Source organism: Streptomyces harbinensis (assembly GCF_900116145.1).
Lineage (GTDB): Bacteria > Actinomycetota > Actinomycetes > Streptomycetales > Streptomycetaceae > Streptomyces > Streptomyces carpaticus.
Genome location: NZ_FPAB01000006.1, coordinates 245,407 through 262,875, shown reverse-complemented (window position 1 = coordinate 262,875; position 17,469 = coordinate 245,407). Strand labels below are relative to the sequence as shown.

Below are 17,469 nucleotides of genomic sequence, written 5' to 3'. Positions count from 1 at the left end.
CGGGGTGTGGTGCGCGGCCCTCGCTCACCGGCCGTGGTGAGCGAGGGCCGCCGCGTACGGGCGGGAAGCGATCACGCCGTGGGGGCGCCGGCCCGTACGGCCTCGCTGACGGCGCGTACGGCGCGGGCCACGCTCGCCGCCGTGGCCTCGGCGGAAGGCTGCTCGGACTCGTGGATGAACGCGGTGGCACCGCGGCGGCTTCCGATGTAGTCGACGAAGCCGTGCTCCAGCTGTGTCCGCAGCGCCCGGTCGTACCCGTGGCGCTCGAAGCTGCCGGCGTCGTCGGCGGCGATGGGCAGCAGATGCGTCGTCAGCCGCTGGAGCCTGGGGCGCAGACCCGCGTCGGCCGAGTGCTCGAAGGCCCAGCCGTTGACGAACACCCGGTCGATCCACCCCTTCAGCAGCGCCGGAACGGACCACCAGTACACCGGGAAGACCAGCACGAGGTCGGTGGCGCGGTCGAGCCGGCGGTGCTCCCGGGCCACATCGGCAGGGTGGGTGCCGCCTTCGCGGTAGTGGCGGCGGTCCGCCGGGGTGAACCGGGGGTCGAAGCCCTCCCGGTGCAGGTCCGCCACCTCGACGGCCCGGGGGCGCAGGGCCGCGGCGAGTCGGTCCGCCACGTGGTGTGTCAGCGAGTCGGGGTCCGGGTGCGCGGTGACCAGCAGGGTCAGCGGACCGGTGTCATCAGGGGTCATGCCGGTGCTTCCGTGGGTGCGGGATACGGGATCGGGGCCGGGGTCGGGGCGGGTCACCGCTCGTCCCAGGCGCCGGTGGCCGCCGTCCGGGCGACGTACTCCTCGAAGGTCCGGGGCGCCCGTCCCAGCAGGGCGGGCAGGTCGTCGGTCGTCCCGGCGATCACCCCGCTCTCCATCAGCACGAACATGGCGGCGATGTCCTCGGCCTCGGGCCGGCTCAGGCCCTGCCCGATGAGGTCCGTGATGTACGCGTCCGGGGTGATCCGCCGGTAGGTGAGCGGGCGCCCGGAGGCCAGGGCGATCAGCTCGACGGCTCGGTCGAAGGTGAGGGCGCGGGGGCCGCTCAGCTCGTACACCCGCCCGGCGTGCCGCTTCCCTCCGGTCATCACCGCGACCGCGGCGTCGGCGAGGTCCTCGATGTCCACGAAGGGCTCGGGTACCTCGCCCGCCGGAAGCGCCAGTCCGCCCGCGACCAGCGGGGCGTGGAAGATGTCCTCGTCGAAGTTCTGGGCGAAGTTCGACGCCCGCAGGAGGGTCCACTCCAGCGACGAGCCGCGGACCGCCTCCTCGGCCGACCGCATGTGTTCCCCGAAGGCGGAGTCGCCCCAGTCGTCCGCGCCGCGCCCGGAGAGCAGGACCAGCCGCCGCACCCCGGCGGCCGAGGCCCGGGCGACGAATGCGTGCACCGGACCCGGCACGGGCGGGGGAACCACGTAGGCCACATCGACATCCCGCAGGACCGTGTCCCAGCCGTCGGGCTCGGACCAGTCGAACCGGACGCGGCTGGAGCGGGAGGCGGCGCGCACCGGAGTGCCGCGCACCCGCAGCCGGGCGGCGATCCTGCGTCCGGTCTTGCCGGTCGCACCGAGAACGAGGTGAGTGTTTCGCGTCATGGCTCCACTGAACACCCCAGGAAGTACACGATGACATGGGTGAAAGGCCGGAATGCCTTTGTCATCGTCTAGCCTGGTGGTGTGGACGTGACCAGTGACCTCTTCCGCGGTGTGCGGGCCCGCGGCTCCCTGTTCGGCAGTTCGACGCTCACCCCGCCCTGGTCGCTGCACTTCGTGGACGGCGCGCCGCTGACCCTGTGCACCGTCCTCACCGGGGCGGGCTGGATCGTGCCGGAGGGACATCCGCCCGAGCGCCTCGGCGTCCACGACACGGTCGTGGTGCGCGGCCCCGCGACCTTCACCTTCGTCGACGAGCCCGGCAGCACGGCCGAGCCGATCGTCTGCGGGGAGGAGTGCGCGACGCCCGAACAGGGCGGTACCCGGCACCGGCTGGGCTGGCACGACGCCGGCGGACGGGACGCCGGGGACAGCGGCGCGACGACTCTGGTGGTCGGCGCCTACCCGGTCCGCGGCGAGATCAGCCGGCCGCTGCTGGAGACGCTGCCCGTCGTGCTGCGGGTGGACTCCGGGGACACCCGCGACCCGGTGCTCGACCACCTCGCCGACGAGGTGGCCCGGGACGAACCCGGTCAGCAGGTCGTGCTCGACCGCCTCCTGGACTGGATACTGGTCTGCACGCTGCGCACCTGGCTGGACCGGCCCGGTGGCCGCCCCCCGGCCTGGTGGACCGCCCAGCGGGACCCGGTGGTCGGCCACGCGCTGCGCCTGTTGCACGGCGAGCCGGCGGCGCCGTGGACGGTGGGCGAGCTGGCCCGGCGCACGGGGGTGTCCCGCTCGACTCTCGCGAAACGGTTCACCGGCCTGCTCGGTGAACCACCGCTGTCCTACCTCACCCGCTGGCGCATGACCCTGGCGGCGGATCTCCTGGCCGAGCAGGGGGCGCAGACCGTCGCGCACGTCGCCCGTGCCGTCGGCTACACCGATCCGTTCGCGTTCAGTGTGGCGTTCAAGAGGGTCAGGGGGACCAACCCCAGCGACTTCCGCCGCCTGGCCGGGGCGCGCTGACGCCGTGCCGGGTGGGCGGCGGAGGCGTTCGACGGGCTAGCTGAGCCAGCCGTTCAGCGCCGCGCGGGCACCGGCCTGGAAGCGGCTGGTGGCGCCGAGGTGGGTCATCAGCTGGGAGACCACCCGGCTCACCGAGCGGCGGGAGATGCCCAGTTGTTCGGCGATGGCGTCGTTCGCCTTGCCCGCCGCCATCAGTTGCAGCACTTCGCGTTCCAGGCCGGTGGGCACCCCCTCGCTCGCCTCCAGCGCGCCCGGGGTGACCGGGATGTCGATGCCGTCGTCCCAGCAGTGGTCGAACACCCGGTACAGGAAGCCCACCGCCGAGGGGTCGCGGACCAGCGCGACGCCGGCGCCGGTGTGCAGCGGGTCCAGCGGCAGCACCGCGCACTGCCGGTCGTAGATCAGCATCCGCGTCGGCAGCACCCCGGCGCTGCGCACCCGGGCGCCCGCGGCGCGGATCGTCTCGGCGTAGCGCAGGCCGGTCCGGTGGCTGCGGGCGCTGTGCTGGAGGAGGGTACGGATGTGGGCGCCGCGGGCGAGGAGTTCGAGGTCCAGCGGGAGGGCCGCCTCGATGGCCTCCTCGCTGGGGATGCCCGGGATCAGGGCCTCCAGCGACTCGGTGCAGGTACGGGCCAGGTCGTCGATGACGGCGCGGGTGTTGTCGATGCCCTCGACGACCTCGATGCTGATCTCCGCCGACCGCATGCTGCGGGCCTCGACGTACGCGCCGGACAGCGACTGGAGCTGTTCCCTGGCGGCGGCCATCGTGATGCGCCGGGCGAGGATGTCCGCCTCGACGGGCGCGAGCAGCTGGTCGGCGGCGCTCTCCGGGCTGACCGCGACCCAGCCGCCCGCGGGGGACGGCTGGAGCAGGCCGAGCCCGTACAGCAGGGCTTCGGCACGGGCCACGTCACCGGCCGCGAGTCCGGCGCGGGCGGCGAGCCGTTCGGCGTCGTCGGCCGGGTGCCGTACCCGCAGCAGGTAGACCTCGACGGCGGTGGCATCGATGTCCTCGACGTCGTGCATCTACGACAGCCAGCCGTTGAGGGCGGCGCGGGCGCCGGCCTGGAACCGGCTGTCGGCGTCGAGCTGTTCCAGCAGCCGGGCCACCACCCGGCTCACCGAGCGGGGTGACATGCCCAGTTGGTGCGCTATGGCCTCGTCCTTCTTCCCGGCGGCCATCAGCACCAGGACGTCGCGGTCCACGCCGACCGGCGCGGTGCCGGACTTCTTGGGGCCCTCGACGAAGTCCACCGCGCGGTCCCAGTAGTGCTCGAAGAGCTGCTGGAGGAAGCCCAGTACGGTCGGGTCGCGGACCAGTGCCACGCCGGTCTTGGTGTGCAGCGGGTCCAGCGGCAGCACGGCGCAGCTGCCGTCGTAGATCAGCATCCGGGAGGGCAGCGCGGTGATGCTGCGCACCTGGGCGCCGGCCTCGATGAGGGTGGTGACGTACCCGACGGTCGGCTGGTGCCGGCGGGCGGTGTGCTGCATGAGGGTGCGGGCCTTCACACCCCGTTCGAGGATTTCGAGGTCGCCGGGGGTCGCGGCCTGGATGGCGGCGCGGCTCTGGCCGCCGCCCGGGTGCAGGGCGTCCACCGACTTGGCGCAGGTGCGGTCCAGATCGGCGATGACGGCGCGGGTGTTGTCGATGCCCTCGACGACCTCGATGCTGCTCTTGGCGGAGCGCATGCTGCGTGCTTCGAGGTAGTCGCCGGAGAGCGCGTGCAGCCGGGCGCGGGTGGCCGCCATGGCGATCCGGCGCTGGAGGATGTCCTGTTCGATGGGGGCGAGCAGTGCGTCGGCGGCGCTCTCGGGGGAGATGGCGACCAGGCCGCCGCCGGGTGAGGGGCGCAGCAGGCCCAGTTCGGTCAGCCGCGCCTCGGCGGCTTCCGCCTCGGTGGCCGGAATACCGGCGCGGGCGGCGATCTGGGCCACGGAGTCGGTGGGATGAATCACGCGAAACCGGTAAACTCGGGTAGTCGCGGCGTCTATTTCCCCGGGTTCGTACACGCTCATCTTCCTCGCATGACGTCAGTAAGTCCCTTGGCGTCAACTGGACAGGCGAGATGATGCCACAGGGACTCTATCGACTTCCTCGTGAATGCTCGTGAGCATGATTGGGCCAACATGCCATTCATGTTCGCCTATGTGGACACGGAAGAGGGATCCCGTGAAGAAGTTTGCTCTGAGCGTTGTCGCAGCTCTCCTGCTCGTGGGTGCCTCCGGTGGGGTCGCCATGGCGGCCGGCGCCCCGGCGGCCAAGGGTGAGGTCGTCACCACCGACAGCCTGTGGGACTGACCTCCGGCCACTGACACGACGGACCGGACCGGTGGACAGGAAAGTGGTGCGGTGATGTCCCAGGCCCCGCTGGCGGTGCTGCTCAGCCCGCGGCCCGCGGAAGTGCGGGCGGCCCGGGAGGTCGGCGCCCGTACTCTTGTCCTCGCCCCCGATCTGTCGGCCCCGGGGATCCGGGAAGCCGTCGCGGTCGCGCACGACGCGCTAACCGTGGACTGGCTGGATCACCCAGGGCTGCTGATGGCGATCGGGCAGCTGTCCGCGTATCCCGCCAGGGTGTCGGTGTTCGGCTTCGCGGAGGCCAGTGCGCTGGTCGCCGCGCGAGTGAACGAGGCCCTGCGGTTTCCGGGCAATCCGCACGCCGCCGTCGCGTATCTCACGGACAAAGTGGCGCTGCGCGGCAAGGTCAATCAGCTCACCGGTACCCCCGTCCGGTTCGAGCAGTGCGACCGGGTGACGCATCTGGTGGCCGCCGCCGAGCAGGTCGGCTTCCCATGCGTCGCCAAGCCGCGCACCGGTTCCGGCGGCCAGGGGGTGCATCTGCTGCGTGATGTGGCGGATGCCGCGCTCCTGGCCGCCGAACTGGTGAGCGATCCGGTGCTGATCGTCGAGGAATTCCTGGACGGCCCGGAGTACAGCGTCCTCGCCCATTCCCGGGACGGTGAGCACACCGTGCTCGCCGTGGCCGAAAAACATCTGTCGGACGGTCCCGGCTTCACCGAGGACGGCCACGATCTGCCGGCCCCACTCGATCCCGGGGACCGCGCCCGCGTCGAAGACCTGGTGACCGCCACCCTCGGGGCGGCCGGACACCGCAGCGGCCTCTCTCTGACCGAGGTCGTCCGCACCGAGCACGGGCCCCGGCTCATCGAGTCGCACGCCCACCCCGGCCCCGGCCGGCTCGGCGACCTGCTGGCGCTGGCCACCGGCACCGACCCGGTCGCCCTCGCCGTCGCCACCGCTCTGCGACTGCCCGTGCCGGAGTTCCACCCCCCGTCCGGCGGGCGGTGCGCGGGCATCCGCATCCTGCGGCTGCCCCCCGGCCGGCTGCTCGAAGCCGTGCACGGGATCGACGAGGCGTACGCCCTGCCGGGCGTCGCCGACATCGGCATCACCGTTCGCGTGGGAAGCCATGTCCCGGAGGCCACCAGCCGGGCCGCCGGGCATGGCTTCGTCACCGCGGTCGCGTCCTGCCCCGGCGAACTGGAGGCGCTGCTCGGCAAGGCGCTGTCCCTGCTGCGCCCCGTGGTGGGCGAGGCGGCACCCGAGCCGAAGGAGGAGCACACTGCTGCCTGAGCTGCTCCCCGGGCTGCCGTTCCCCGCCACCCCGGCCCCACGGGCAGATCTGCTGCTTCCCTTCCCCGGCCTGCTGCCCGGACCTCCCGCCCGCCCCGGCTACCTCGTCCTGGAACGCCGTGACGCGCACGGCCGCGTCGAACAGCGCGGCGTGCTGGGCGCCCTGAGCCTGCACGGCAGCGAAACGGGCCACGTCCTGCGGCACCAGCACGTGGCCGAACCCGACGTGCGCCTGCACACCCGGCTGCTGCGCGAACGCCACGCCCCCGTCGAGCCGCTGCTGCTGGCCGCCCCGGACCTCGGCGCGTTCCTCGGCTGCGTCGAGGAGGCGCTCAACCGGCCGCCGGACCGTACGGTGGCCACCCCGCACGGCGGCGTCCAGCGGCTGTGGGCGATGGGCGGCGCGTGGAGCCGGCGGCCCCCTGCCCTGCCCCCGGTGCTGCTGGCGGACGGCCACCACCGGTTCGAGGCCGCGCGCCGGCTGCACCGTTCCCACCCGGCGGTGCTGGGCGACCGGCTGCCCGCGCTGGTGGTCGACCACGGCCGCCACCCGCTGCGGCTGGCGGCCACCCACCGGACGGTGCCAGGCCTGGACCCGCACCGGGCGGCCGATGTCGCCGCCCGCTTCGCCCGGGTGACGGAGCTGCCGGCCGCCGCGCCGCGCCCGGTGCCGCGGGCGGGCACGTTCCTGCTCACCGGCAAGTCCCGCCGCTGGGCGATCTCCCGGATCTCCCCGGTCACCACCGCCCGCCGGCTGCGGTTCCTGCCGTCGGAGTGGGCCGAGCTGTCCGCCGCCATCAGTGACCATGTGCTGCTGCCGATCCTGTGCGAGGACCAGGGGCTGGACCCGGTCCCCGGCTACACCGAGCGGTACCCGGCCGATGACGAGGCGGGGCTGATCCTGCCGCCGCCCACCTGGGAGCAGATCTGGTCGGGCGCGGCCGGCGGCACCGTCATGCCGCCCAGGACCACCTCGCTGGGCCCCGGCCCGCTGCCCGGGCTGCTGTCCGCGCTGCCGCGCTGATCGCACCGTGGCCGGGACCCGAGCCGGCATTTAGGCTCCCCGCATGACGGATATCGGTGTGATGGCGCCGCGTGATCTGGCGGCCGGGGACTTCGTGGCGTACGTGCGGCGGGCGGAGGAACTGGGCTTCGCCGAGGTGTGGCTGGTGGAGGACTGCTTCTTCCGGGGCGGGTTCTCCCAGGCCGGGGTCGCGCTGGCGGCCACGGAGCGGATCCGGGTGGGCATCGGCATCGTCCCCGCCGTGCTGCGCAATCCGGCGCTCACCGCGATGGAGACGGCGGCGCTGGCGCAGTTCTTCCCCGGGCGGCTGGTGCTGGGCGTCGGGCACGGGATGCCGGGCTGGATGCGGCAGGTGGGGGCGTACCCGGCCAGCCCGCTGGGCGCGCTGGAGGAGCATCTGCGCACCGTACGGGCGCTGTTGCGGGGCGAGACGGTGGACGACGGGCGGCTGTCGGCGGTGCGGCTGGATCTGCCGGTGGAGGTGGTGCCGCCGGTGCTGGCCGGGGTGCGCGGCCCCAAGTCGCTGGCGCTGTCGGGCCGGGAGGCGGACGGTACCGTCCTGGCCGAGCCGGTGACCGAGGAGTATCTGGCGGTGGCGCGCGGGCACATCGGCGCGGCGGCGGTGGCGGACGGGCACCGGGTGGTGGCGTACAACGTGGCGGCTGTGGACGAGGACCCCCGGGCGGCGCGGGACGCGGTGCGGCCTGCGCTGGCCTGGATCGGCGAGCCGGACTGGGCGCCGCATCTGGCGCCGCTGCCGTTCGCCGCCGAGTTCGCCGCGCTGCGGGCGCGCAGCGCGGACCGCGAGGCGTTCGCGCGGGCGCTGCCGGACGCCTGGGTGGACCGGCTGGCCGTCGTCGGCACCCCCGGCGCGGCCCGGGAGCGGATCGCCGCGCTGCACGCGGCGGGCGCCGGGAGCGTGGTGCTGATCCCGGCCGGGTCCGATGCCCCGGCGGCGCTGGAGGCGCTGGGCGCGGTGTGCTGAGATCCCGCCGGAGAGCCCGCGGGAGAGCCCGCCGGAAATTCACTGCAACCGTTCCGGCCCGGGCGGTGTCGTAGGGGTCGGGGATGCACGGGGGTGCAGGAGGGGAGCGAAGGGCCCGGCGGGGGAGCCGGGCCCTTCGGAGTTCTCCGGGGACCGCCCGGGCTGTCGGTGGGGGCGGATACCGTCGGTGCATGTCGTCGCACAGCGTTGTGGTCGAGGGGGTCCTCGAACGCATCACGTACGCCAATGAGGAGAACGGGTACACCGTCGCCCGGGTCGACACCGGGCGCGGCGGTGGCGAACTGCTCACCGTGGTCGGGGCGCTGCTCGGCGCCCAGGTGGGGGAGTCGCTGCGGATGGAGGGCCGCTGGGGCTCCCATCCCAGCTACGGGCGGCAGTTCACCGTGGAGAACTACACGACGGTGCTGCCCGCCACCGTGCAGGGCATCCGGCGCTATCTGGGCTCGGGGCTGATCAAGGGCATCGGGCCGAGGACGGCCGAGCGGATCGTGGAGCACTTCGGGGTGCGGACCCTGGAGGTGATCGAGGCGGATCCGGGCCGGCTGATCGAGGTGCCGGGCCTCGGGCCCAAGCGCACCAAGCTGATCGCGGCGGCGTGGGTGGAGCAGAAGGCCATCAAGGAGGTGATGGTCTTCCTCCAGGGCGTGGAGGTGTCCACCTCGATCGCGGTGCGGATCTACAAGAAGTACGGGGACGCCTCGATCTCGGTGGTGAAGAACCAGCCCTACCGGCTGGCCGCCGATGTGTGGGGCATCGGCTTCCTGACCGCCGACCGGATCGCGCGGGCGGTCGGCATCCCGCAGGACAGCCCGGAGCGGGTGAAGGCCGGGCTGCGCTACGCGCTGTCCCAGGCGAGCGACCAGGGGCACTGCTTCCTGCCCGAGGAGCGGCTGATCGCGGACGCGGTGAAGCTGCTCCAGGTGGACACCGGGCTGGTCATCCACTCCCTGGCCGAGCTGGCGGAGGACCCGGAGGGCGCGGTGCGCGAACGCGTCCCCGACCCGGAGGATCCGGCCGGCACGCTGACGGCGGTGTATCTGCCGCCGTTCCACCGGGCCGAGCTGTCGCTGGCGGGCCAGGTACGGCGGCTGCTGCGGGCGGAGGAGGACCGGCTCGCGGCGTTCGCCGGGGTGGACTGGAGGCGGGCGCTGAGCTGGCTGGCCGGGCGGACCGGGGCGGAGCTGGCGCCCGAGCAGGAGGGCGCGGTGCGGCTGGCGCTGACCGAGAAGGTGGCGGTGCTGACCGGCGGCCCGGGGTGCGGGAAGTCGTTCACGGTGCGCTCGATCGTGGAGCTGGCCCGGGCCAGGCGGGCGAAGGTGGTGCTGGCGGCGCCGACCGGGCGGGCGGCGAAGCGGCTGGCGGAGCTGACGGGGGCGGAGGCGTCCACGGTGCACCGGCTGCTGGAGCTGAAGCCGGGCGGGGACGCGGCGTTCGACCGCGACCGGCCGCTGGACGCGGATCTGGTGGTGGTGGACGAGGCGTCGATGCTGGATCTGCTGCTGGCCAACAAGCTGGTGAAGGCGGTGCCGCCGGGGGCGCATCTGCTGCTGGTGGGGGATGTGGACCAATTGCCGTCGGTGGGCGCGGGCGAGGTGCTGCGGGATCTGCTGGCGGACGGGTCGCCGGTGCCGTCGGTGCGGCTGACCCGGATCTTCCGGCAGGCGCAGCAATCGGGGGTGGTGACCAACGCGCACCGCATCAACGCGGGAAAACCGCCGGTGACGCGGGGGCTCGGCGATTTCTTCCTGTTCGCCGAGGAGGACACGGAGGAGGCCGGGAAGCTGGCGGTGGACGTGGCGGCACGCCGGGTGCCGGCCAGGTTCGGGCTCGATCCGCGCCGGGACGTGCAGGTGCTCACCCCGATGCACCGCGGTCCCGCCGGGGCCGGGGTGCTGAACGGGCTGCTCCAGCAGGCGGTGACCCCGGCCCGGCCGGGGCTGCCGGAGAAGAGGTTCGGCGGGCGGGTTTTCCGGGTGGGCGACAAGGTCACCCAGATCCGCAACAACTACGAGAAGGGGGCCAACGGCGTCTTCAACGGCACGGTCGGGGTGGTGACCGCCCTCGACCCGGACGAGCAGCGGCTGGTGGTGCGCACCGACGAGGACGAGGAGGTGGGGTACGAGTTCGGCGAGCTGGACGAGCTGGCGCACGCGTACGCGGTGACCATCCACCGTTCGCAGGGCAGCGAGTATCCGTGCGTGGTGGTTCCGGTGACGACCAGCGCCTGGATGATGCTCCAGCGCAATCTGCTGTACACGGCGGTGACGCGCGCCAAGCGGCTGGTGGTGCTGGTGGGTTCGCGGCGCGCCCTGGAGCAGGCGGTACGGAGCGTCTCGGCGGGGCGCCGGTGCACCGGTCTCGCGATGCGGCTCGCGGGGTGACGCGGGGGCGCGGGCGGAGAGCGTCGGCGGGCGCCGGCGCGGGGCTCGGGGCAGAATAGTCCGCATCATCCCGGTTCCGGCGGCACGGCGTGCCAGAAACTGGGCCGATTGCCGACCCTGAGTGCACATATTGGGCCCGGATGGGGGACACTGGGAGGGAGTCAGGGCACCCCGAAGGAATCTCGAAGGACCTCGAAGAAGAGGACAACGTCGGTGAGGGATGACGTGAGCGAACACCGCGACGGCGCGCAGTCCGTAGAACTGAACTACGACGGCGCCACCTACAGCTACCCGATCGTGAACAGCACCATCGGGGACACCGGCTTCGATGTCAGCAAGCTCCGGGCTCAGACCGGTCTGGTGACCCTGGACTCCGGCTACGGCAACACCGCGGCCTATAAATCGGCGGTCACCTATCTCGACGGTGAGCAGGGCATTCTCCGGTACCGGGGCTACCCGATCGAGCAGATCGCCGAGCGGGGCACGTTCCTGGAGACGGCTTACCTGCTGCGCAAGGGCGAGCTGCCCACCGTGGACGAGCTGGCCTCGTTCCGGAACGAGATCACCACGCACACGCTCCTCCACGAGGACGTCAAGCGCTTCTACGACGGCTTCCCCCGGGACGCGCACCCGATGGCGATGCTGTCCTCCGTGGTCAGCGCGCTGTCCACCTTCTATCAGGACAGTCACAACCCCTTCGACGCGCAGCAGCGCAACATCTCGGCGATCCGGCTGCTGGCCAAGGTGCCGACGATCGCGGCGTACGCCTACAAGAAGTCCGTGGGCCAGCCGGTCGTCTACCCGCGCAACGACCTCGGCTACGTGGAGAACTTCCTGCGGATGACCTTCTCGGTCCCCGCCGAGGAGTACGTCCCGGACCCGGTGGTCACCAACGCGCTCGACAAGCTGCTGATCCTGCACGCGGACCACGAGCAGAACTGTTCCACCTCCACCGTGCGGCTGGTCGGCTCCTCGCAGGCGAATCTGTTCGCCTCGATCTCGGCCGGCATCAACGCCCTGTGGGGCCCGCTGCACGGTGGCGCGAACGCCGCGGTCCTGGACATGCTGGAGTCCATCCAGGCCAGTGGCGGCGATGTGGACACCTTCATCCGCAAGGTGAAGAACAAGGAGGACGGTGTCCGCCTCATGGGCTTCGGACACCGCGTCTACAAGAGCTTCGACCCGCGCGCCAAGATCATCAAGTCGGCGGCGCACGATGTGCTCTCCGCGCTGGGCAAGTCCGACGAGCTGCTGGACATCGCCCTGCGCCTGGAGGAGCACGCGCTGAGCGACGACTACTTCGTCTCGCGCAACCTCTACCCGAACGTGGACTTCTACACCGGTCTCATCTACCGGGCGATGGGCTTCCCGACCAGCATGTTCACCGTGCTGTTCGCCATCGGCCGGCTGCCCGGCTGGATCGCCCAGTGGGAAGAGATGATCACCGAGCCGGGGTCCCGCATCGGCCGTCCGCGGCAGATCTACACCGGTGTCGTCGAGCGCGACTACGTGCCGGTCGAGCAGCGGTAACCCTCGGGGACGACTGCTTCGGGGGCCGGAACACCGCACGCCCGGAGATGTGACGCAGGTCACATCTCCGGGCGTGCAACCTTTTGCCGTTCCGCGGGTCTAACCGGGCAACGACAGCGCGGATTCGGCTGGATTCACGCTGTCGGTCGTCCGGCCGGGGTCCCGTGGGGGGACGCTTCGAACGGACGGCAGGAAGCGCCCCGCTTCGGGCCCTGTGGGGGGACCCGCTGCGGGGCGCATTTCCATGTCCGGGGGCGTACGGGTGTACGGGCGCCCCCTGGGAAGCGTGCTCAGCTCTCCGCGCGGCCGACCAGCTCGTAACCCGCCTCGTCGACCGCCGCCCGCACCGCCGCCTCGTCCAGCGGGGCCCGGGAGACCACCGTGACCAGGCCGCTGCTCGCCTTGGCGGTCACCTCGCTCACGCCCTCCAGTGCGGAGATCTCCTCGCGCACCGAGGACTCGCAGTGGCCGCAGGTCATGCCGGAGACCCGGTAGGTCGTGGTGCTCATGGGACGTCCTCGTTTCCGCTCCGGGGCGGCTCCGTGCCGCCGTTCCTCGCGGAAAGTGTATACCCCCTCCGGGTATACACCTACCCGGAGGGGGTATGCGGGACGGGCGGCTCAGCGGCGGTTGCCGGGCCGCCGGCTCACCCACAGCTCGATGGTGTGCGGATACCAGAACGGCCTGCCGCCCTCGGTCACATCCGGGGGCGGCAGCAGGCCGTGCTTGCGGTACGAGCGCACCGTGTCCGGCTGCACCCGGATGTGCGCGGCGATCTCCTTGTAGGACCACAGTCCGCGGTCGGCCATCTTCCACACCTCTTCGCACTCGGGGGCTGATGATCAGCACCGAGCCTGCGCCGCCCCGCACGGCGGGACGGCGCACCGCAGCCGTCCGTTGACCGGCTGTGACGGCGAAGACGCGTAACCGCTACGGATGTTGCGGACCGCTGATAGTGCGCTCATGCGCTCATGAGCTGGAACGATCGTCAATGCCCGCTGGGGAACCCCAGGTTGATGCCGCCGTCCGCCGGATCGGGCCAGCGCGAGGTGATGACCTTCCCCCGGGTGTAGAACCGCACCCCGTCCTCGCCGTAGATGTGCTGGTCCCCGAAGAGCGAGTCCTTCCAGCCGCCGAACGAGTGGTAACCCACCGGCACCGGGATCGGCACGTTCACCCCGACCATCCCGGCCTCCACCTCCAGCTGGAATCGCCGCGCCGCCCCGCCGTCCCGGGTGAACACCGCCGTGCCGTTCCCCCACGGCGAGGCATTGATCAGCGCCAGCCCCTCCTCGTACGAGCCGGCCCGCACCACGCACAGCACCGGACCGAAGATCTCGTCCCGGTACGCGTCCATCTCCGGTGTCACCCCGTCCAGCAGCGACACCCCGAGGAAGAAGCCCTCCTCGTGGCCGGGCACCGTGTACCCGGTGCCGTCCACCACCACCCGCGCGCCCTGCTCCCGGGCGCCCGTCACATACGAGGCGACCTTGGCCCGGTGCTCCGCCGTGATCAGCGGACCCATCTCGGAGGCCGGGTCCTCGCCGGGACCGATCCGCAGCGCCGCCGCCCGCCGGGCGATCCGCTCCACCAGCGCGTCCCCGATCGAGCCCACCGCGACCACCACCGACACCGCCATGCAGCGCTCGCCCGCGCTGCCGTACGCCGCGTTGATCGCGTTGTCCGCCGCCACGTCCAGGTCGGCGTCCGGCAGCACCAGCATGTGGTTCTTCGCCCCGCCCAGCGCCTGCACCCGCTTGCCGTGCTCCACCGCGCCGCGCTGGATCGCCCGCGCCACCGGAGTGGAGCCGACGAAGCTCACCGCCGCCACCTCCGGATGCGCCAGCAGCCGCTCCACCGCCTCCCGGTCCCCGTTGACCGCGTTCAGCACCCCCTCCGGGAACCCCGCCTCGGCCGCCAGCTCCACCAGCCGCAGCGCCGCGCTCGGGTCCTTCTCGCTCGGCTTCAGGACGAAGGTGTTGCCGCACGCCAGCGCCAGCGGGAACATCCACAGCGGCACCATCGCCGGGAAGTTGAACGGCGTGATGCCCGCCACCACCCCCAGCGGCTGCCGGATCGACGCCACATCCACCCCGCTGGACACCTGCGTCGACAGCTGCCCCTTCAGATGCTGCGGAATGCCGCAGGCCAGCTCCACGATCTCCAGACCGCGCGCCACCTCGCCCAGCGCGTCCGCGTGCACTTTGCCGTGCTCGGCGGTGATCAGCCGCGCCAGCTCGTCCCGTCGCGCGTCCAGCACCTCCCGGTAGCGGAACAACAGCGCGGTACGGCGCGCCAGCGGCACCGTGCGCCAGGACGCGTACGCGGCGCGCGCCGCCGCCACCGCCGCGTCCACCTCGGCCGCCGAGGCCAGCCCGACCCGGGCCGGCTGCTGCCCCGTCGCCGGATCGAAAACGGGCGCGTACCGGCCGGAAGCGGGCGCCACCGGCGTGTTGTCGATGAAATGACCGATGGTCCTCATGCGGCTCCTTGTCTCCTCACAGATAGCGGCGGCGGGCCGCCGCCTCGCGCTCGTACCCGGCGCGCGCCGCCACCGCCGCCGGGCGGGTCGCCGTCTGCGCCACCGGCACGTCCCACCACGCCGGGGCGGCCGGGGCGGCCGGCTCCGGATCGGTCTCCACGTACACGGCCACCGGCCCCTCCGCCGCCCGCGCCGCCGCCAGCGCCTGCCGCAGCGTGTCGCCGGAGGTGGCGCGCAGCACCTCCATGCCCAGCGACGCGGCGTTCGCCGCCAGGTCCACCGGCAGCGGCGCCCCGGTGAACGTGCCGTCCGGCGCGCGGAAGCGGTAGTCCGTGCCGAACCGCTCCGCGCCGGTGGCCTGCGACAGACCGCCGATGGACGCGTAGCCGTGGTTCTGGACCAGCACCAGCTTGATGGGAAGGCCCTCCTGCACCGCCGTCACGATCTCGGTGGGCATCATCAGATACGTGCCGTCGCCCACCAGCGCCCACACCGCGCGCTCCGGTGCGGCCAGCGCCACTCCGATGGCGGCCGGGATCTCGTACCCCATGCAGGAGTAGCCGTACTCCAGGTGGTACTGGCGCGGGGAGCGGGCCCGCCACAGCTTGTGCAGATCGCCGGGGAGCGACCCCGCCGCGTTGATGATCACGTCCTCGTCGCCCACCGCGTCCGCCAGCGCGCCGATCACCTGCGGCTGGGTCGGCGGACCGCCGCCGGCAGCGGGCGCGGTGGCGGCGTCCACCACCTCCGCCCAGCGCCGCCTGCCCTCGGCGTACTCCGCCGTGTACGCCGCCGGGACCCGGTGCCCGGCCAGCGCCCCGGCCAGCGCGCGCAGCCCGGTGCGGGCGTCGGCCACCAGTGGCAGCGCGGCCAGCTTGTGGGCGTCGTGGGAGGCGATGTTGAGGTGGACGAACCGCACCGCCGGATCGGCGAACAGGCTGTGCGAGGCGGTGGTGAAGTCCGTGAACCGGGTGCCCACCCCGATCACCAGATCGGCGGTGCGGGCCAGTCCGGCCGCCACCGCCGTACCGGTGTGGCCGACGCCGCCGACCTCGCCGGGGTGGTCGTGGCGCAGCGCGCCCTTGCCGGCCTGGGTGGTCGCCACCGGGATACCGGTCGCGTCCACCAGCGCGCGCAGCGCGTCGTGCGCCCCGCTGTGGTGCACCCCGCCGCCGGCGATCAGCAGCGGCCGGCGGGCGGCCCGTACCACCGCGGCGGCCTCGGCCAGCGCGTCCGGGTCGGGCGCCGGGCGCGGCACCCGCCACACCCGCTCCCGGAAGAACGCGCGCGGCCAGTCGTACGCCTCCGCCTGGACGTCCTGGGGCAGCGCGAGGGTGACGGCGCCGGTCTCCACCGGGTCGGCCAGCACCCGCATCGCGCCCAGCGCGGCCGGGATCAGCGCCTCCGGGCGGTGCACCCGGTCGAACCAGCGGGAGACGGGCCGCAGCGTGTCGTTGACGGAGATGTCGCCGGCGCCCGGGTGTTCGAGTTGCTGGAGCACCGGGTCGGCGGGCCGGCCGGCGAAGGTGTCGCCGGGCAGCAGCAGCACCGGCAGCCGGTTGATGGTGGCCAGCGCGGCGCCGGTGACCAGGTTGGTGGCGCCCGGGCCGATGGAGGTGGTGACGGCCTGCGCGCTGAGCCGGTCGCGCTGCCGGGCGAAGCCGACGGCGGCGTGCACCATGGCCTGTTCGTTGCGGCCCTGGTGGAACGGCAGCGGGGCGTCCGGCCCCTGACCGGACTCCACCAGCGCCTGCCCGAGCCCGGCCACGTTGCCGTGCCCGAAGACGCCCCAGCAGGAGTCGATCAGCCGGTGCCGGGCGCCGTCCCGCTCGGTGTACTGGGCGGCCAGGAAGCGGACCAGCGCCTGGGCGACGGTCAGCCGCAGGGTGGGGCTCATCGCGGCGCCACCTCCGGAGCCTCGGTGGTGCGCGAGGCGCGGTAGAACGGCAGCCGGGGGTCGGTGGGCTCGTCCCGCCAGCGGTCGCGGATCCAGGCGTGGTCGGGGTGGTCGGTGATGCGCCAGGCCCGTTCGGTACCGGGCCCGGCCATGACGTTGAGGTAGTACATGTCGTGGCCCGGGGCGGCGATGGACGGGCCGTGCCAGCCGTCCGGGATGAGCACCACGTCGCCGGTGCGCACCTCGGCCAGCAATTCGGTGCCGGTGCCGTGCCCGGAGGGGGTGACGCGCTGGTAGCCGAAACCGTCCCCGGCGATCTCGAAGTAGTAGATCTCCTCCAGCTCGCTCTCCTGCTCGGCGCGGAACTCGTCGTGCTTGTGCGGGGGGTAGGAGGACCAGTTGCCGCCCGGGGTGAGCACCTCCACCGCGATCAGCCGGTCGGCGGCGAAGACATCGGCGGCGGCGAAGTTGTTGACCTGCCGGGAACAGGCGCCCGCGCCGCGCAGTTCCACACCGACCGAGGAGGCGGGCCGGTACCGGGCGGGCAGCCGCTCGGTGCAGCGGGCGCCGGCCAGCGCGAGCCGTACCCCGGCGCCGGCCGGGGCGCGGACCGTCACCTCGGCGGCGCGCGGCGCGTAGAGGAAGTCGCTGACGCCGGTGAAGACGGACTCCCGGCCGTGCAGGGTGAACTCCTCGCCGTCCACCGTCACCGCCGCGCCGCCGGCCAGCGGCAGCAGGATCCACTCGCTGCCGCCGGTGGCGAAGGAGTGGGTCCCGCGCGGCGGCAGTTGCAGGATCCGCAGCGCGCAGAACTCCCAGCCGGCGTCGGGCGGCGCGATGTCCACCGGGTAGACGTCGGAGGCCACTGTCCCGGCCGCCCGGTGGGCCGAACCTGTCGTCACGTCGATGCCTTTCGTTCGGGGGAGTTCAGGAGCTCAGGAGT

At 73.0% G+C, this 17,469-nt stretch carries 16 protein-coding genes; 7 read left to right on the top strand and 9 right to left on the bottom strand.

Annotated elements, in window-relative coordinates:
- Nucleotides 1-71 precede the first annotated feature (71 nt).
- Both BM385_RS18830 and BM385_RS18825 read right to left on the bottom strand, forming a co-directional pair.
- Nucleotides 72-695 (bottom strand): NAD(P)H-dependent oxidoreductase, encoded by a 624-nt coding sequence (locus BM385_RS18830; RefSeq protein WP_093843770.1) that lies wholly within the window; start codon nucleotides 693-695, stop codon nucleotides 72-74.
- Nucleotides 696-748: 53 nt separating this feature from the next.
- A complete protein-coding gene (locus BM385_RS18825) occupies nucleotides 749-1,588 on the bottom strand; it encodes an NmrA family NAD(P)-binding protein (RefSeq protein ID WP_093843769.1) in 840 nt (279 codons plus the stop codon).
- An 81-nt stretch (nucleotides 1,589-1,669) separates the two neighbouring features.
- Here BM385_RS18825 and BM385_RS18820 point away from each other — a divergent pair, with 81 nt between their 5' ends.
- On the top strand, nucleotides 1,670-2,614 hold the full coding sequence (locus BM385_RS18820; protein ID WP_093843768.1) for an AraC family transcriptional regulator: 945 nt from the start codon (nucleotides 1,670-1,672) through the stop codon (nucleotides 2,612-2,614).
- A 36-nt stretch (nucleotides 2,615-2,650) separates the two neighbouring features.
- Here the strand turns inward: BM385_RS18820 and BM385_RS18815 are convergent, their stop codons facing one another.
- Both BM385_RS18815 and BM385_RS18810 read right to left on the bottom strand, forming a co-directional pair.
- Nucleotides 2,651-3,640 carry a helix-turn-helix transcriptional regulator gene (locus BM385_RS18815; RefSeq protein ID WP_019435240.1) on the bottom strand — a complete coding sequence of 330 codons (990 nt, stop codon included), beginning with the start codon at nucleotides 3,638-3,640 and terminating at the stop codon, nucleotides 2,651-2,653.
- Nucleotides 3,641-4,570 (bottom strand): helix-turn-helix transcriptional regulator, encoded by a 930-nt coding sequence (locus BM385_RS18810; RefSeq protein ID WP_019435241.1) that lies wholly within the window; start codon nucleotides 4,568-4,570, stop codon nucleotides 3,641-3,643.
- 214 nt (nucleotides 4,571-4,784) lie between these two features.
- Between BM385_RS18810 and BM385_RS28255 the strand changes: the two genes are divergently transcribed.
- From BM385_RS28255 to BM385_RS18785, 6 genes are all read left to right on the top strand, one after another.
- Nucleotides 4,785-4,913, top strand: coding sequence for a hypothetical protein (locus BM385_RS28255; RefSeq protein ID WP_019435242.1), 129 nt, complete (start codon nucleotides 4,785-4,787; stop codon nucleotides 4,911-4,913).
- A 54-nt stretch (nucleotides 4,914-4,967) separates the two neighbouring features.
- Nucleotides 4,968-6,206 (top strand): ATP-grasp domain-containing protein, encoded by a 1,239-nt coding sequence (locus tag BM385_RS18805; protein ID WP_093843767.1) that lies wholly within the window; start codon nucleotides 4,968-4,970, stop codon nucleotides 6,204-6,206.
- Complete coding sequence (locus tag BM385_RS18800) at nucleotides 6,196-7,230, top strand: DUF1015 family protein (protein WP_246338347.1); 1,035 nt, start codon at nucleotides 6,196-6,198, stop codon at nucleotides 7,228-7,230. The genes BM385_RS18805 and BM385_RS18800 overlap by 11 nt, the downstream gene beginning before the upstream one ends.
- 43 nt (nucleotides 7,231-7,273) lie before the next feature.
- Nucleotides 7,274-8,215, top strand: coding sequence for an LLM class flavin-dependent oxidoreductase (locus tag BM385_RS18795; RefSeq protein WP_026047690.1), 942 nt, complete (start codon nucleotides 7,274-7,276; stop codon nucleotides 8,213-8,215).
- Nucleotides 8,216-8,406: 191 nt separating this feature from the next.
- Entirely contained in the window at nucleotides 8,407-10,617 is a 2,211-nt protein-coding gene (recD2, locus tag BM385_RS18790) for an SF1B family DNA helicase RecD2 (protein ID WP_093843765.1), read from the top strand.
- Between the two features lie 225 nt (nucleotides 10,618-10,842).
- A complete protein-coding gene (locus BM385_RS18785) occupies nucleotides 10,843-12,147 on the top strand; it encodes a citrate synthase (protein WP_175543036.1) in 1,305 nt (434 codons plus the stop codon).
- A gap of 290 nt (nucleotides 12,148-12,437) precedes the next feature.
- Here BM385_RS18785 and BM385_RS18780 read toward each other — a convergent pair whose 3' ends face one another.
- From BM385_RS18780 to iolB, 5 genes are all read right to left on the bottom strand, one after another.
- The gene (locus BM385_RS18780; RefSeq protein ID WP_019435246.1) at nucleotides 12,438-12,656 is read right to left on the bottom strand and encodes a heavy-metal-associated domain-containing protein; all 219 of its coding nucleotides are present in this window, start codon (nucleotides 12,654-12,656) and stop codon (nucleotides 12,438-12,440) included.
- 111 nt (nucleotides 12,657-12,767) lie between these two features.
- Nucleotides 12,768-12,956, bottom strand: coding sequence for a MerR family transcriptional regulator (locus BM385_RS18775; RefSeq protein WP_019435247.1), 189 nt, complete (start codon nucleotides 12,954-12,956; stop codon nucleotides 12,768-12,770).
- Nucleotides 12,957-13,135: 179 nt separating this feature from the next.
- Entirely contained in the window at nucleotides 13,136-14,629 is a 1,494-nt protein-coding gene (locus BM385_RS18770) for a CoA-acylating methylmalonate-semialdehyde dehydrogenase (RefSeq protein WP_093843764.1), read from the bottom strand.
- Nucleotides 14,630-14,645: 16 nt separating this feature from the next.
- Complete coding sequence (iolD, locus tag BM385_RS18765) at nucleotides 14,646-16,526, bottom strand: 3D-(3,5/4)-trihydroxycyclohexane-1,2-dione acylhydrolase (decyclizing) (protein ID WP_093843763.1); 1,881 nt, start codon at nucleotides 16,524-16,526, stop codon at nucleotides 14,646-14,648.
- Nucleotides 16,523-17,428, bottom strand: coding sequence for a 5-deoxy-glucuronate isomerase (gene iolB, locus BM385_RS18760; RefSeq protein WP_107407825.1), 906 nt, complete (start codon nucleotides 17,426-17,428; stop codon nucleotides 16,523-16,525). Before iolB ends, iolD begins: the two co-directional genes overlap by 4 nt.
- Nucleotides 17,429-17,469 lie beyond the last annotated feature (41 nt).

Bases quoted from the DNA above. Each gene is read 5' to 3' on its own strand.
- BM385_RS18770 (WP_093843764.1), bottom strand. From the start codon at position 14,629: ATGAGGACCATCGGTCATTTCATCGACAACACGCCGGTGGCGCCCGCT.
- iolD (WP_093843763.1), bottom strand. From the start codon at position 16,526: ATGAGCCCCACCCTGCGGCTGACCGTCGCCCAGGCGCTGGTCCGCTTC.
- recD2 (WP_093843765.1), top strand. From the start codon at position 8,407: ATGTCGTCGCACAGCGTTGTGGTCGAGGGGGTCCTCGAACGCATCACG.
- BM385_RS18825 (WP_093843769.1), bottom strand. From the start codon at position 1,588: ATGACGCGAAACACTCACCTCGTTCTCGGTGCGACCGGCAAGACCGGA.
- BM385_RS18815 (WP_019435240.1), bottom strand. From the start codon at position 3,640: ATGCACGACGTCGAGGACATCGATGCCACCGCCGTCGAGGTCTACCTG.
- BM385_RS18775 (WP_019435247.1), bottom strand. From the start codon at position 12,956: ATGGCCGACCGCGGACTGTGGTCCTACAAGGAGATCGCCGCGCACATC.
- BM385_RS18805 (WP_093843767.1), top strand. From the start codon at position 4,968: ATGTCCCAGGCCCCGCTGGCGGTGCTGCTCAGCCCGCGGCCCGCGGAA.
- BM385_RS18830 (WP_093843770.1), bottom strand. From the start codon at position 695: ATGACCCCTGATGACACCGGTCCGCTGACCCTGCTGGTCACCGCGCAC.
- BM385_RS18780 (WP_019435246.1), bottom strand. From the start codon at position 12,656: ATGAGCACCACGACCTACCGGGTCTCCGGCATGACCTGCGGCCACTGC.
- BM385_RS18795 (WP_026047690.1), top strand. From the start codon at position 7,274: ATGACGGATATCGGTGTGATGGCGCCGCGTGATCTGGCGGCCGGGGAC.